At 65.2% G+C, this 15,373-nt stretch carries 13 protein-coding genes and 1 pseudogene; 7 read left to right on the top strand and 7 right to left on the bottom strand.

Annotated elements, in window-relative coordinates; translation table 11 throughout:
- Nucleotides 1-12: 12 nt before the first annotated feature.
- The 5 genes from ASD05_RS31110 to ASD05_RS24785 form a co-directional block, all read left to right on the top strand.
- A partial coding sequence (locus ASD05_RS31110) for a VCBS domain-containing protein (RefSeq protein WP_414930069.1) occupies nucleotides 13-1,468 on the top strand: 1,456 nt, incomplete at its 3' end.
- A 21-nt stretch (nucleotides 1,469-1,489) separates the two neighbouring features.
- Nucleotides 1,490-3,220: a VCBS domain-containing protein gene (locus tag ASD05_RS31115; RefSeq protein WP_414930070.1), complete on the top strand. Its 1,731-nt coding sequence runs from the start codon at nucleotides 1,490-1,492 to the stop codon at nucleotides 3,218-3,220.
- Complete coding sequence (locus ASD05_RS24775) at nucleotides 3,184-5,385, top strand: VCBS domain-containing protein (RefSeq protein ID WP_056598006.1); 2,202 nt, start codon at nucleotides 3,184-3,186, stop codon at nucleotides 5,383-5,385. Before ASD05_RS31115 ends, ASD05_RS24775 begins: the two co-directional genes overlap by 37 nt.
- Nucleotides 5,386-5,437: 52 nt before the next feature.
- Nucleotides 5,438-7,150 carry a type I secretion system permease/ATPase gene (locus tag ASD05_RS24780; RefSeq protein WP_056598008.1) on the top strand — a complete coding sequence of 571 codons (1,713 nt, stop codon included), beginning with the start codon at nucleotides 5,438-5,440 and terminating at the stop codon, nucleotides 7,148-7,150.
- Between the two features lie 61 nt (nucleotides 7,151-7,211).
- Entirely contained in the window at nucleotides 7,212-8,549 is a 1,338-nt protein-coding gene (locus tag ASD05_RS24785) for an HlyD family type I secretion periplasmic adaptor subunit (protein WP_056598010.1), read from the top strand.
- 185 nt (nucleotides 8,550-8,734) lie between these two features.
- Here ASD05_RS24785 and ASD05_RS29725 read toward each other — a convergent pair.
- The 5 genes and pseudogenes from ASD05_RS29725 to ASD05_RS24810 all read right to left on the bottom strand — a co-directional run.
- A pseudogene (locus ASD05_RS29725) lies at nucleotides 8,735-9,503 on the bottom strand (IS3 family transposase); the annotation flags it as partial.
- A 244-nt stretch (nucleotides 9,504-9,747) separates the two neighbouring features.
- Nucleotides 9,748-10,368 carry a DNA-3-methyladenine glycosylase I gene (locus tag ASD05_RS24795; protein ID WP_056598012.1) on the bottom strand — a complete coding sequence of 207 codons (621 nt, stop codon included), beginning with the start codon at nucleotides 10,366-10,368 and terminating at the stop codon, nucleotides 9,748-9,750.
- 1 nt (nucleotide 10,369) lies between these two features.
- The gene (locus ASD05_RS24800; protein ID WP_056598013.1) at nucleotides 10,370-10,663 is read right to left on the bottom strand and encodes a YciI family protein; all 294 of its coding nucleotides are present in this window, start codon (nucleotides 10,661-10,663) and stop codon (nucleotides 10,370-10,372) included.
- Between the two features lie 53 nt (nucleotides 10,664-10,716).
- Nucleotides 10,717-11,274, bottom strand: coding sequence for a TetR/AcrR family transcriptional regulator (locus ASD05_RS24805; RefSeq protein ID WP_056598015.1), 558 nt, complete (start codon nucleotides 11,272-11,274; stop codon nucleotides 10,717-10,719).
- Nucleotides 11,275-11,387: 113 nt separating this feature from the next.
- Nucleotides 11,388-11,930, bottom strand: coding sequence for a peroxiredoxin-like family protein (locus ASD05_RS24810; protein ID WP_056598757.1), 543 nt, complete (start codon nucleotides 11,928-11,930; stop codon nucleotides 11,388-11,390).
- A gap of 92 nt (nucleotides 11,931-12,022) precedes the next feature.
- Between ASD05_RS24810 and ASD05_RS29735 the strand changes: the two genes are divergently transcribed.
- Nucleotides 12,023-12,784, top strand: coding sequence for a helix-turn-helix domain-containing protein (locus tag ASD05_RS29735; protein ID WP_157610268.1), 762 nt, complete (start codon nucleotides 12,023-12,025; stop codon nucleotides 12,782-12,784).
- A gap of 45 nt (nucleotides 12,785-12,829) precedes the next feature.
- On the opposite strand, the gene ASD05_RS24815 is transcribed toward ASD05_RS29735, so the two are convergent.
- Nucleotides 12,830-13,204, bottom strand: coding sequence for a hypothetical protein (locus tag ASD05_RS24815; RefSeq protein WP_200955492.1), 375 nt, complete (start codon nucleotides 13,202-13,204; stop codon nucleotides 12,830-12,832).
- 443 nt (nucleotides 13,205-13,647) lie between these two features.
- Complete coding sequence (locus tag ASD05_RS30285) at nucleotides 13,648-14,097, bottom strand: hypothetical protein (protein WP_157610270.1); 450 nt, start codon at nucleotides 14,095-14,097, stop codon at nucleotides 13,648-13,650.
- A 158-nt stretch (nucleotides 14,098-14,255) separates the two neighbouring features.
- Here ASD05_RS30285 and dusA point away from each other — a divergent pair, with 158 nt between their 5' ends.
- Nucleotides 14,256-15,221: a tRNA dihydrouridine(20/20a) synthase DusA gene (gene dusA / locus ASD05_RS24830; protein WP_056598020.1), complete on the top strand. Its 966-nt coding sequence runs from the start codon at nucleotides 14,256-14,258 to the stop codon at nucleotides 15,219-15,221.
- Nucleotides 15,222-15,373: the final 152 nt, after the last annotated feature.

A 15,373-nucleotide genomic window follows, 5' to 3' on the forward strand; every position in this document is an offset into this window, starting at 1 on the left:
GCCAGCCAGGTGGTGACGGTGACGATCACCGGGACCAATGACGTGCCGGTGATCGGCGGCGTCGCCAGCGGCGCGGTGACCGAGGACGCTTCGGCGCCGAACCTGAGCACCAGCGGCGCGCTGACGATTGCCGATGTCGATGCCGGTCAGTCGAACTTCGCATCCCAAGCGAGCGCCGCGGGCAGCAATGGCTATGGCAACTTCACGCTCGCAGCCGATGGCAGCTGGAGCTACACGGCCGACAACAGCCAGGCGGCGATCCAGCAGTTGGGTGCAGGGGAGTCGATCAGCGACAGCTTCACTGCAGTCTCGTCCGATGGAACGGCCAGTCAAGTGGTGACGGTGACGATCACTGGGACCAACGACGTGCCAGTGATCGGCGGCGTCGCCAGCGGAGCGGTGACCGAGGATGCCTCGACGCCGAACCTGAGCACCGGTGGTGCGCTGACGATCGTCGATGTGGATGCAGGACAGTCCAACTTTACAGCTCAGCCAGGCACCGCGGGCAGCAACGGCTTCGGCAGTTTCACGCTGGCGGCCGATGGCAGCTGGAGCTACACGGCCGACAACAGCCAGGTGGCGATCCAGCAACTGGGTGCAGGGGAGTCGATCAGTGATAGTTTCACGGCTGTGTCGTCCGATGGAACCGCCAGCCAGGTGGTGACGGTGACCATCACCGGCACCAACGACGTGCCGGTGATCGGCGGCGTCGCCAGCGGAGCGGCGATCGAAGACGCTTCGACGCCGAACCTGAGTACCAGCGGCGCGCTGACGATTGCCGATGTCGACCAGGGTCAGTCGAACTTCACGTCCCAGGTTAGCACCGCCGGCAGCAACGGCTACGGCAGCTTCACGCTCGCGGCCGATGGCAACTGGAGCTACACGGCCGACAACAGCCAGGCGGCGATCCAGCAGCTGGCCGCAGGTCAATCGATCAGCGACAGCTTCATCGCCGTGTCATCCGACGGTACAGCCAGCCAAGTGGTGACGGTGGCCATCACTGGCACCAATGACGTGCCGGTGATCGGTGGGGTGGCCACCGGCGCGGTGACCGAGGATGCCTCGATGCCGAATCTGAGCACCAGCGGTGCACTGACGATTGCCGATGTCGATCAGGGCCAGTCCAGCTTCGCAGCCCAGGCGGGCGCCGTCGGCAGCAACGGCTACGGCAGCTTCACGCTCGCGGCCGACGGCACTTGGACCTATGCGGCCGACAACAGCCAAAGCGCGATCCAGCAGCTCGGTGCGGGTCAATCGATCATCGACAGCTTCACTGCAGTTTCGTCCGATGGGACGGCCAGCCAAGTGGTGACAGTGACGATCACTGGCACCAATGACGTACCGACGATTGGTGGTGTGGTCAGTGCTACGGTGCAAGAAGACGTTGCGGTGTCCGGTGGCAGTCTCACGGCCAGCGGTGCGCTGACGATTGCCGATGTCGACCAGGGCCAATCGAACTTCGCGCCCCNCGGTGCAAGAAGACGTTGCGGTGTCCGGTGGCAGTCTCACGGCCAGCGGTGCGCTGACGATTGCCGATGTCGACCAGGGCCAATCGAACTTCGCGCCCCAAGCGAGCATTGCCGGCAGCCATGGCTATGGCAACTTCACGCTGGCGGCCGGTGGCAGCTGGACCTACGCGGCCGACAACAGCCAGGCGGCGATCCAACAGCTTGGCGCAGGTCAGTCGATCAGCGAGAGCTTTACTGCAGTCTCGTCCGACGGCACCGCCAGCCAGGTGGTGACGGTGACAATCACCGGGACCAATGACGTGCCGGTGATTGGTGGTGTGGCCAGCGCTACGGTGCAAGAAGACGTTGCGGTGTCCGGTGGCAGTCTCGCGGCCAGCGGCGCGCTGACGATTGCCGACGTGGATGCAGGCCAGTCGAACTTCGCGCCTCAAGCGAGCACTACCGGCAGCAACGGCTACGGCAGTCTCGCGGCCAGCGGCGCGCTGACGATTGCCGACGTGGATGCAGGCCAGTCGAACTTCGCGCCTCAAGCGAGCACTACCGGCAGCAACGGCTACGGCAGCTTCACGCTGGCGGCGAATGGCAGCTGGACTTACACGGCCGACAATGGCCAAGCGGCGATCCAACAGCTGGGCGCCGGTGAATCGATCAGCGACAGCTTCACCGCCGTGTCGTCCGATGGGACGGCCAGTCAAGTATTGATGGTGACGATCACCGGGACCAACGACGTGCCGGTGATTGGTGGTGTGGCCAGCGGCGCGGTGACCGAGGACGCTTCAACGCCGAACCCGAGCACCAGCGGTGCGCTGACGATCGCCGATGTCGACCAGGGCCAGTCGAACTTCGCGCCTCAAGCAAGTACTGCCGGCAGCAATGGCTACGGCAGCTTCAACTTGCTGGCTGATGGCAGCTGGACCTACGCGGCCAACAATGGCCAAGCGGCGATCCAACAGCTGGGTGCAGGTCAGTCGATCAGCGAGAGCTTCACTGCAGTCTCGTCCGATGGAACGGCCAGTCAGGTGGTGACGGTGACGATCTCCGGCACCAACGACGTACCGACGATCGGTGGCGTCGCCAGCGGCGCGGTGACCGAGGATGCCTCGACGCCGAACCTGAGCACCAGCGGTGCGCTAACGATCACCGATGTCGACCAGGGGCAGTCGAACTTCGCGCCTCAAGCGAGCACGGCCGGCAGCCATGGCTATGGCAGTTTCACCCTGGCGGCGAATGGCAGCTGGACCTACGCGGCCAACAATGGCCAGACGGCGATCCAACAGCTTGGTGCAGGTCAGTCGATCAGCGAGAGCTTCACCGCGGTGTCGTCGGATGGCACCGCCAGCCAGGTGGTGACGGTGACCATCACCGGCACCAACGACGTGCCGGTGATCGGCGGCGTCGCCGGTGGCGCGGTGAGCGAGGATGCCTCGACGCCGAACCTGAGCACCAGCGGCGCGCTGACGATTGCCGATGTCGATCAGGGGCAGTCGAACTTCGCGCCCCAAGCGAGCACGGCCGGCAATCATGGCTACGGCAGCTTCACGCTGGCGGCGAATGGCAGCTGGAGCTACGCGGCCAACAACAGCCAGGCGGCGATCCAACAACTGGCCGCGGGTCAAACGATCAGCGACAGCTTCACTGCAGTCTCGTCCGACGGGACCGCCAGCCAGGTGGTGACGGTGACGATCCCAGCGCTACGGTGCAAGAAGACGTTGCGGTGTCCGGTGGCAGTCTCGCGGCCAGCGGCGCGCTGACGATTGTCGATGTGGATGCGGGCCAGTCGAACTTCGCGCCTCAAGCGAGCACTACCGGCAGCAATGGCTACGGCAGCTTCGCATTGGCAGCCGACGGCAACTGGACCTACACGGCCAACAATGGCCAGACGGCGATCCAGCAGCTGGCCGCAGGTCAATCGATCAGCGACAGCTTCACTGCAGTCTCGTCCGACGGGACCGCCAGCCGGGTTGTGACCGTGACCATCGCCGGCACCAACGATGCCCCCGTACTGAATGCTGCCGCGACCCCCGCCCTGGCGTCGGTCAACGAGGATGCCGGCGCACCGGTCGGGGCCGTCGGGACGCTCGTATCGAGCCTGGTGAATCTGAATCCGCCGGCCGGCGGCCTCGACAACGTGACCGATGCGGACAACGGCGCCATCACCGGCATCGCGTTGTCGGGGGTGAATGCCTCCAACGGAAGCTGGTGGTATTCCACCAATGGCGGCGCCAGCTGGGCAGCGGTGGGTGCTGTGTCGGACGCGTCCGCGCTGCTGTTGGCCGCGGACGGGAACACGCGTGTCTACTTCCAGGCGAACTCGAACTTCAATGGAACAGTCGGCAATGGCATCACCTTCCACGCCTGGGACCAGACGAGCGGCACGGCGGGCACCACGGCCAGCACCGTGACGAATGGAGGCAGCTCCGCGTTCTCGAGCGCCACCGACACGGCGAGCATCACCGTCAACGCGGTGAACGACGACCCGGTCGCCGCGACCGACAGGGTCATCGTGTCCAGCAGCACGCTGGTCACGCTGTCGACGAGTTCGCTGCTCGGCAACGACACCGACATCGACGGTCTTGCCTTGACGATCACAAGCGTCAGCGGCGCGGTCGGGATTTCGGGCCTGACCCTGGACGCCACCAACGGCACGATCAGCTTCACTAGCGGTAGCACGGCGGGCGCCGCGGCCGGCAGCTTCCAGTACACCGTGTCGGACGGGGCCGGCGGCACCGCCACGGCAACGGCGACGATCGACGTCATGGCCGTGTCCAACGGCAACGGCGCCGACACGATCGATCTCAGCGCGGCCGGCACCTACCAGGCCTCCTACATCGATGGCCGCGGCGGCGCTGACAACCTGACCGGCGGTGCGAGCGGTGACGTCTTCATCGGAGGAAGCGGCAACGGCGCCGACAGGCTGCTCGGGTCTTCCGGCAACGACCTCCTGATCGGCGGCGACGGCAACGACACGCTGTCGGGCGACGCTGGCAACGACGTGCTGCGTGGTGGCGCCGGCAATGGCGACACGATGGACGGCGGCGCCGGCAGCGAAGACCTGCTCGACTTCTCGGACGGTACCGTGGCAGTCAATTTCACGCTCGTGCAGAGCGCTGGATTGACCAGCATCGCCAACGACACAGGTGGTCTCGGCCAGAACGACAAGTACCAGAACATCGAAGGCGTGATCGGAACGGACTTCGCCGACACCCTCACCGGCAGCGCCTCGAACGACATCATCCGCGGTGGCGCCGGCAACGACACGCTCGATGGGGCAGGGGGCACCGGTGACCTGCTCGACTTCTCGGACGGCACGGCCGGGCTCACGTTCACGCTGACGCAAAGCAGCAGCACGACGATCTTCAATGCCAGCGCCGCCGGGCTCGGCACCGACAGCTACAGGAACTTCGAGGGCGTCATCGGCACGGCCTTCGCCGACACGATCACCGGTTCGGCGTCGAATGACCAATTGCGTGGCGGCGGCGGCAACGACGTGATCAACGGCCTTGCGGGCGACGACCGCATCGTCGGTGGGGCCGGCGCCGACATACTCACCGGCGGCGCGGACAACGACACCTTCGTCTTCGACTCGGCACCCAACGCGGTGGATTCGATCACCGACTTCGACGCGTCGGGATCGGCGGCGAGCGGCGACCTGATCGAGCTGTCGCGCGGCACCTTCACGGCCCTCACGACTGCGAGCGGAAGCACGCTGTCGGCGGCCGAGTTCGCGTCCTTGAACGGCGGTGGCGCGGGAGATGTGGTGGGGGCGGGCGTGCACGTGATCTACGACAGCGCGACGGGCAACCTGTATTACGACGCCGATGGCCTGGGCGCTGCCAACCGCACGCTGGTGGCGACGTTGACGCTGAGCAATCCGGCCGACACCTTCGACAGCAACGACATCAAGGTCGGCCTGTGAGAAACCGCCCGCCGCCCGCAGGTGCGGGCGGAGGCACAGGAGATAAATCGACATGAAGCCTCTTCTCCAGCTTCTCGAGCGGCCGCTTCTTTTCGTTGCGGGCTTCTCGTTCTTCGTGAACCTGCTGCTGCTCGCCCCCGCGCTTTTCATGCTGCAGGTTTTCGACCGCGTGCTGACAAGCCAGAGCCGGGAGACGCTGCTGGTGCTGCTGATCGGCGTCGCCGTGGCGCTCGGCCTGATGCTGATGCTGGACTACCTGCGCAGCCGGCTGCAGGGCGTCGCGGGCAATCTGATCTCCGATCAGCTGTCTCCAGTGGTGGCCAAGGTCATGCTGGCCCGCACGGCGAGGCGCGCCGAGCGCGTGCCTTCCGAAGGCTTGCGCGACGTCGCGGCGCTGCGCAGCCTGTTTTCCGCCCAGGGCCTGCTGGCCCTGTTCGATGTGCCATGGACATTCGTCTATGTCGCGGTCATCTGGATGGCGCATCCGATGCTGGGTATGGCCGCCGCTGCCGCGTCGGTGCTGATGCTCATCCTTGCCGTGGTGAACGACCGCATCACGCGCCGCGACATCGAAGCCCTGCAGAAGGACGCCGCCAGGGCCACGCGCTACCTCGAATCCTCGATGCAGAACGCGGAGCTGGCGCAATCGCTCGGAATGGGGGAGGCGGTGATCGGGCGCTGGCGGGACCTCAACGCCGCCGTCGCCGCGCGGCAGGGGCCGACCGCGCGCAAGTCGGTGGCGATGGCTGCGCTCACGCGCACCACGCGCCAGGCGGTGCAGGTCCTGTTGCAGGCACTGGGCGCCTACCTCGTCATCACGGGCGAAGGCACGCCGGGCATCCTGGTGGCCTGCACCATCCTGCTCGGCCGGGCGCTGGCGCCGGTCGAACAGGTGGTGGGGAGCTGGCGCGTGCTGGCCGAGGGGCGCCTCGCCTTCGCGCGCCTGTCCGAGGTGCTGGGCGCCGCCGAGCGGCAGCCGCAACGCATGGCGCTGCCGGCACCGAGTGGCCGCCTGTACGCGGAGGGCCTCGTGTTCCGGCCGCCGCAGGGCGAGCGGATGATCCTCGCCGGCGTGTCGCTGAGCCTGGAGCCCGGCGAGTCGCTGGCCATCACCGGCCCCAGCGGCGCCGGCAAGTCGACCCTGGTGCGCCTGTTGACCGGCCTGTGGCGGCCGCATGCAGGTGTCGTACGGCTGGACGAGGTCGACCTCGCGCAATGGCCGCGCGAAGAACTCGGCCCCTGGCTCGGCTATGTGCCGCAGGATGTCGAGCTTTTCGCCGGCACCGTTGCCGACAACATCGCGCGGCTGGGCGAGGTCGATGCGGACAAGGTCGTACAGGCGGCACAGCGTGCCGGCGTGCATGCGCTGATCCTGGCGCTGCCCGAGGGCTACGACACCGTCGTCGACAACATGGGCGTGATGCTGTCGCCGGGCCAGCGCCAGCGCATCGCGCTGGCACGCGCGCTCTATGGCAACCCGAAACTGCTGGTGCTGGACGAGCCCAACTCCAACCTGGACGGGGCAGGCGAACTGGCGCTGGGCGAGGCCTTGAAGGCGCTGCGCGGGCAGGTCACGGTGGTCGTCGTCACGCACCGCAGCGCGCTGGTGCAGCACATGGACAAGCTGCTGGTGCTGGAGGCCGGCCGCGTCAAGCAGTACGGACCGGCGGCGGAGGTGATGCAGACGATCAGGCGTTCGGGCCAGAACACGGGCAGCGCCCAGGTGGTGATGATGCCGTCGCGCCCTGCGGAGAAGGTGTCATGAGCGCCGCGCCGGGCCGCCCCAAGCAAGCTCGCACCGCAGTGCGCAGCACGGAGGTTGTGCGATGAATCACACGGCGCATGCCATCGCGGCCAACGACCCTCTGGCGCTGCATGTGCGCGAAGCGCGCCGCCTGATGCACTGGGGCCTGGCCGTGCTGGTCTTCGGATTTCTGCCGGCCGCCGCGTGGCTGGGCTTCGCACCGCTGTCGTCCGCCGTGGTGGCGCAGGCCCATGTGAAGGTGGACCTGAACCGGCGCCCGGTGCAGCATGCCGAAGGCGGCATCGTGCGCGAGGTCCTGGTGCGCGACGGCCAGCATGTGCGGCAGGGCGAGCCCCTGCTGGTGCTGGGCGACGTCTCGGTCGATGCCGACAGGAACCGGCTGGACCACCGCGTCAAGACCGAGCGCGCCAGCCTCGCGCGGCTCGACGCGGAGCAGACCATGGCGCGCGCGATCACCTTCGCTCCCGACGTGGTTGAGACCGCGGAAGCCGACCCGCGCCTGGCAGCGCAACTGGACAAGGAGCGCGCCCTGTTCGATGCGCGGCGCGATGCGCTGGTGGGGCAGGTGCGCCTGCTGCGTTCGCAGCGCGAGAAGGTCACTGAGGAGATCGTCGCGCTGCGCGCCCAGATCTTGCAGGCGAGCGAGTCGATGAAGTTCCAGAAGAACGAACTCGAGACCAACCGCAAGCTGCTCAAGGACGGCTTCATCTCGGCCACGCGCATCGCGCAGCTCGAAGGCACCGTGGCCGACTACGGCGTGAAGATCGAGGAGCGGCGCGCAGAGCTGGCACGCGCCGAGCAGCGTACGGTCGATGCCGATCTGCGCATCCGCTCGCTCGAGAGCGACTACCGCCAGCAGGCAAGCGACCAGCTCAAGGTCACGGCGGCGCGGCTGGCCGAGATCGAGCAGGAGCGGCGCAAGTCGGCCGACGCCTCGGCGCGCCAGGTGATCACGGCGCCGGCCAGCGGCGAGATCATCGATCTGAAGTATTCGACGCCCGGCGCGGTGATTCCGCCTCGCGAGACCATCGCCGACGTGGTGCCGGACGACACCCGCCTGGTGACCGATGCGCGCGTCCGCCCCGAGGACATCGGGCGGATTCAGCGCGGGCAGCCGGCCGACATCCGGTTCACGGCATTCAAGTACCGCACCACGCAGTTGGTGCACGGCAAGGTGGTCTACGTGTCGGGCGACCGCCTGATCGACCATGCGACCGGCGCTCCCTATTACTCGGTGCTGGTCGAGGCCGACCCGGCTTCGCTCGCGACGGCGGGAGACCTGAAGCTGCTCGCCGGCATGCCTGCCGAAATCTACCTGCAGGGAGAGGGGCACACCGCGCTCCAGTACATGGTGGAGCCGATCACCCAGGTGCTGCGCCGCGCCGCGCGCGAGCGTTGATGCGCGGTGGCCCCGTGTGGGGCGGCGCTGGCGCAGGGGGCAAAATGCGGGCATTCGCCGTACGCGCCTTGCGCTTGAAAAATGTTCCGCTGCTTCGGCGGGACCTGAAGCGGCAAGTCATCGTTATCTATGGACACTGAACGCACCTGGGCGTGACCTGCTCGGTTTAATCGAGACAGTTTTTCCTAGAAGACGGCGGGTTGCAGTTCTTTGCGGAGTTCGAGTTTGAACTCCGCCGGGGTCAAGTATTGCAGGCTGCTGTGGGGACGTACCTCGTTGTAGTGATTGCGCCAGGCTTCGATCAGGACAGCGGCTTCGCGGCGCGAGCGGAACCACTCGATGGACAGGCACTCGTCGCGGAACTTGCCGTTGAAGCTCTCGTCGGTGCCGTTCTGCCAAGGTTTGCCTGGGTCGTTGAGCACAGTGGCGATGCCGGCATGCGCGATCCACTCCAGGATGGCCTGGCTGACGAACTCGGGCCCGTTGTTCGAGCGCATGAACAGCGGCGCCCCGTGCAGGCTCACCAGGCGCGACAACACCTCGATGACGCGCTTGGAGCGAATGGCCCCGGCCACATCGATGGCCAGGCATTCGCGGGTGTATTCGTCCACCACGGTCAGGCATTTGATCTGCTGACCACTGGCCGTGGTGTCGAAGACGAAGTCGTAGGCCCAGACCATGTTGGCCTTGAACGGCGTGTGGATGCGCGGGCGCACCGAGGCGATGCGCTTGCGTGGCCGCTTCCCGGGGCACCAGCAGGCCTGCCTGGCGCCATAGGCGATGTGTGCGTGACCAGCTCAGCTCGAAGCCGCTGCGACGCAGGAACACGCGAATTCGGCGATAGCCGTAGCGCGGATACTGGGCCGACAGTGCCTTCATCGCCGCGAGCACCGGCGCATCCTTGGCAGGCAGGCGCAGCTCGTAGCTGGGCGTGGCGCGTGACATGCCGATGACCTTGGGCATCTTGGGTACTTCGATGCGGTGTGCAGACTTGTCGGTGAAGCGGCGAGCGTGGAGAGACATGACACGCGCCGATACGACGCGAAGTACACAGAGCGAGGCCTATCGACCTAGCGGGCGCAGCTCTGACGGATGCGGGGGGCGGGGCGGCCCGGGGTGGCGCAAGCCGAATGGCAAATGCGCGAGCTGGCGGGACTGATGTCTGGTGTACTTTGTGGCTCGAATCGCTAACTGCCGCTCACAGGAGTACGGGCCGGCCGGATCGATGCAAGCGCTTGGCGTCATTCACACGGGCTCGCGTGATGCAGCCCTCGGCATGGTCGTTGATCAGCCCCGTCGCTTGCATGAACGCATATACGGTGGTTGGACCGACGAACTTCCATCCCAGCTTTTTCAAGTCCTTGGACAAGGCTTGTGATGCCGCCGACGTCGAAGCGCTTTGCGGCTCTGACAACTTCGCTGGGCTCGGCTCATAGCGCCAGAAGTAGGTGGCCAGCGACCCTTCGCGTTCTGCCAGCAGCTCGGCCATGCGCGCGTTGTGAATCACGGCCTCAATTTTGCCGCGGTGGCGCACGATACCGCTGTCACCGAGCAATCGTTCGACGTCGCTTTCTCCGAAGCGAGCGACGCGCCCAAAATCGAAACCCGCGAAGGCCGCTCGGAGGTTCTCTCGCTTGACCAAAATGGTTCGCCAGCTCAGACCCGACTGAAAACTTTCGAGACAAAGCTTCTCGAACAGGCGTTGATCATCGGTGACCGGGAATCCCCATTCTTCATCGTGATAGCGAAGAAACTCGGGAGCAGCGGCACACCAGCGGCAGCGAGGCCGCCCATCGGGGCCTTCGAGCGTAGAGACCATTTCAGGCGCGGTCCACAAGGAATTGCAGACGTCCGTCGGCTCTGTTCGGTGCGAACTCCGCAATCTCAACTCTGACCACGTCTTCTTTCACAAACGGATCGCGCGCCACGCGTTCTTCCAGCGCCTCGCGTGTGGTGCCATGTGCGATTACCAGGCCGCCTTGATTGCCCGAGAGACTGCCCGTCATGAGGAAGACGCCTTCCTCAAAGCCCTCATCGATCCATCGCTTGTGCTCTGCCATAAGGCGAGGCGCCTGATCTTTGCGGGTTGAAAACTTGAGGAACACACAGAACATGAAAGCCCTTTCTTGGTGAGACGACTAGATTGCACAAACGGGGGCGGTTGTCCTTATGCCGCGCAGGACGCCACCCACGCACTCATGAGGTCGACTTCGTGTTGAACAAATTCTTTGCTGCGTAGCGACTGCGCCAATACGGCCACTCCCTGGCTGCGCGCCAGGAGATGCAATGCGAGAGCATCGGCGTCCGCCTCTCGGCCCATTTCCTGAAACTGCTCTCGCAGCCACACGCGGAAAAGCCCCAGGATGGCATTGGCCTCGCTTCGCCCTGGGTGCCTGAGCTTGGCTAGCTCTGTACTCAAGGAGCCGACCGGGCAACCGTGGCGCATGATCTGGGTCTGATTGCGCACTAGCAATTCGCCGAACAGGCAGACGCGCTCTGCCGGGCTTTTGCCCTCTGTCTCCCATTGCTGCAACATCGCTCTCGTGCGCTCTTCCCGCAGAGCAATCACTGCAGCAAGAATCTCGTCCTTGGCCTTGAAGTGATAGTAGAAGTTGCCGCGAGAAATCTTCACGGCATCCGCTATGTCCGCAAAGGACGTGTGCTCGAAGCCGCGCTCGTAGAACAAGGTGTCCGCAGCCTGAATGATGCTGTCGCGCGTTGGCATGGGTGAAATAGGACGGTTGACCTAGTGCGCGAGAAATGTAGGGCGACCGTCCTATTTTGTCAACGGGAACGATCGGCGGCGGTGCCTTCAAATTGGGGCCGGCAGTTGATCGCTCACGATGGCAAGCTGCCAACGAACTCCCCCCGCGCGGGGTAATCGTTCTTGATGACGAAATCGAGCGCCTGTACCAGTTCGCCAAAGTTCGGCCTGGCAAATGGCATCGACTGCACCGAGGACCAGTAGAGCGTCCCGTCGGGGCGTACAAGGAACACGCCGGGCTCTGAGAAAAGATCAGGCTCCTCAATTCCGATTGAAGTCTTGCCCCGCGACGTGGACAGGAACAACCCCCAGGCGCGTGCAGTTGGAAGCGAGAGCCCGTACCCCACGCGCAGACATGTCGCTCCGATTTTCTTTGCCATTTCGCGCGCGCGGTCCTCGCCGTCACTGCTTAGCGCGAGGACGTTCACGCCACGCGCGGCAAAGGCGTCGATCTTGCTCTCCAGCTCGCGCAGATACATGGCGCAGACCGGGCAATGGAGGCCGCGGTAGAAGCACAGCAGCGTGAATCGATCCGGCACTTCCTTTGCCAGGTCAAAGGAGCCGTGAGCGAGGGTCGGAACCGCTAGGGAGGGAACGGGTTGTCGGGGCATCAGCATGCTCATTCCTTTCTAGATTTGACACGATGGGGGAAGCATGTCAGATTTGAAGCAATCAAAACTCCGAATTGCATGATCTAAAGTACGATGCCATGACTTCGCCTGCTCACCTCGACCGCCTGAGTGCATTTCTAGCCGCCTTTCCCCTGAAGGTCCGCCCGGCTGAGACCCATGGTCGCGCCCAAGCGCCTGCTCACCTGTTCCTGTTGGCCGGCGATGGTCCCGGATCTCGCCGGATCGCCTTCTGCAGCACGGCAGTTCTGCGTCCCAGCTCGCCGGGGACCGTGCTGATGGGGGCGGTGGTGGAATTTGGCGGAGTTTCAAATCCTCTGCTTCGGTCCCTGCCGTCTGAAGTGGCGCTCGAGACACGAGACACTGAACCGCTTTGGGCGTTGGCTCAACACCTGCTCGCTGAAGTGGCGGTGCCGCGTTGCGGCGGACCGGCAGCGCTTGCGCGGTTGGGTGAACTCTTGGTCCTGATGGTTTTGCGCCAAGCGATCGACCGCGGAGCCACTGAGCCGGGCTTGTTGGCGGGATTGGCTGACCCTCGCATACGGCACGCTGTCGGTGCGCTGCTTGAGCAGCCCGCGCGAGCTTGGCGAGTAGAGGAACTGGCCGAGGTCAGCGCTCTGTCGCGCAGTCAGTTTATGGTTTCCTTCCGCCGTACGTTAGGAATGACGCCGGGAACCTTTCATACCGCGTGGCGGTTGACCCTTGCTCGCCGCCGCTTGCAACAGGGCCAACGCGTCAAAGCAGTTGCAGCATCGAGCGGCTATGCCAGCGCGGCTGCCTTCAGCCGGGCATACAGCCGAGCTTTCGGCCTTGCGCCTGCCGCGGAGATCAGCGCGTCGTAGGCACTTCGTTCAATTGCGCGCAAGGCAGCCCGCCGACGCGAATGGTTATGCATCATCACCCGCGCCATCTTGCCCCTCAACGCCCTCAGCCTGTTCAGTTTCCAAGGTGAGTTGGCTGGTATACCCAGCTTGGTCGATCGTGTGACGCACGCTGGCCACGATCCATGGCGTCTCGTCGATCTTCCGCTTGTAGCCGGCTGCGCGCGCGGGCCGCTGCGGCGTGATGTCGGCGCGGCCGTAGGCGAGCGTGATCTCGAAATCGAAGATCCCGCGCTGAATGCGCAGCCACTCGGCGCGCGCCGTGGCCAGTGCGTCCGCTTCGCTCGCGAAGGTCGTGCGCAGTTCCTTCGCGCGGCCGCTCAGGCCGGCGATGACGCTGCTGCGGCGCCCGGTCTTGATGTTGTTCCACCAAGCCTTCACGCCGCTGCTGTATGCGTCGCGATCTGCGTGGCTCCGGTTGCGATGGTCGCCGTCCTGGGCGGTGAGGTCGTCGTGCAGCGAACTGGCAGAGGCTGCGCGACGTCAAGCTAGGAGTGGAAAGAGGGACCGCCTCGGGCGTCAGGTTGCATCGAACGTCGTTGCCGGACTTCTCGCCCGGGTGCTTCATGTCGCACACCCAGATGTCCGGATGCGCTTCGTCCAAGTCCTCGAACGTCTGCCGGGTGATCTCGTCTTGGCGCCGCGTGCTGAAGATCGCGTAGGCCACGATTTCCTGCATGGGAATCGAGCCCTTGCGGCGGTTGCCGAAGAGCGTCATGAGCTTGTCCAGTTCGTCGAGGGTGGGGCGCCGATCGCGCTGTCTGGACTTCGATGTGAGGCCGAGTGCCTTGCAAACCTTGCGCGCGTCGCTGATGACCTGGGCATCAAGCTGATGGCCCCAGGCGGGCCGAGCCAGCTGGTAGACCGCCGAGATGTGCGACAGGTAGTTGTCGGCCGTTTGCGGGAGCACGCTGAGGTCTTTGGCGAACTGCACCCCAGTCCGCGCTGGTGATGATCGAGCCGCGCCGCTTGGCCAGGCTGGTAGCCGCCACCGCGTTGAGAACCTGGGCCTTGGTCTTGCCGATGCCTTTGCGGTACTCGGCGACGTACTTCTGGATGGTTTCGGCGAACGTGGGGTCGGGCGCCTTAAGTTTTGCCAGTGCGCCGGGCTGGGCCAGTTCGGCCTCCCGTGTTTTTATCCAGAGCCGAGCGGCTGGCTCGCGATCGAAAGTCTCGGTCTCGCTGTGAACGACGACGCCGCCTTCCTTGATTCGGATGCGGGCCATGTGCGCTACGCTCCCGTCCGCGCGCTTGCGTTTAATGATGCTGCCCAAGGTGGCCCCTCAAGTTGGTACACGCCAAATTTGTGGCAGAAATGTACCAGCGACGGCCCCAAAATGGCGCCAAACGACATCGAATGACACTGAAAGAGAACAGCGGCAACCCCGCGCCAGGCCTTGATTTTCCTCGGATTGACCGTGTTTCCGAGGCTATGCGCGTCTCCGTGGCGCCGATGATGGATTGGACGGACCGCCATTGCCGGTACTTCCATCGCCTGCTGTCGCGCCACGCATTGCTCTACACCGAGATGGTGACGACCGGTGCGCTGGTGCATGGCGACGTGCCCCGGCACCTGCGTTTCCACGCCGAGGAACATCCGGTCGCACTGCAACTCGGCGGCAGCGAGTCGGCGGACCTGGCGCACTGCGCGAAGCTCGGCGAAGAGTGGGGCTACGACGAGATCAACCTGAACTGCGGCTGCCCGAGCGAGCGCGTGCAGCGCGGCGCTTTCGGCGCCTGCCTGATGAACGAGCCGCAACTGGTGGCCGACTGCGTGAAGGCGATGGTCGATGTGGTGAGCGTGCCCGTCACGGTCAAGCACCGCATCGGCATCGACAAGATCGAGAGCTACGAATTCGTGCGCGATTTCGTGGGCCAGGTGAGCGAGGCGGGTTGCCAGACTTTCATCGTGCACGCGCGCAATGCGTGGCTGAAGGGGCTGAGCCCGAAGCAGAACCGCGAGATTCCGCCGCTGCGCTACGAGCTGGTGCACCGGCTGAAGCACGAGTTTCCGTCGCTGCGGTTTTCCATCAACGGCGGTATCTCGGCCAACGCGCAGGTGCACGAGCACCTGCGCCTGCTCGACGGCGTGATGGTCGGGCGCGAGGCGTATCACAACCCCTGGTGGCTGGCCGAGTGGGACGCGGAGTTCTTCGGCGCCGAAGCGCAATCGCTGACGCGCGAAGAGGTCGAGTCGCTGATGTGCGACTACATGGCGCGCGAGGCGGCCGAGCATGGCACGCAGTGGTGGTCGATCGCGCGGCACATGCTGGGCCTGCGCAATGGCTTGCCGGGCGCGCGCCGATGGCGCCAGGTCTGGAGCGATCACCGGCTCAAGACGCTGCCTGCGCACGAGGTGATGGCGATGGCGCGCGAGCCTGTCGCACAAGCTGCCTGAAGCCCCGCGCGCATCGCACGCTTTCCCCAAAAGCAGGCCCGCCGCGGCTTGCGGCCTTTTGTTGAAACAGTGTTCCGAAATCGCTACTTCACGATAAGTGGCGCGTCAACCGTTTTTTGCTGAAAAATGAGGAGCATCAGGGACATAAAAAG

This window comes from Variovorax sp. Root434 (assembly GCF_001426595.1).
GTDB lineage: Bacteria > Pseudomonadota > Gammaproteobacteria > Burkholderiales > Burkholderiaceae_C > Variovorax.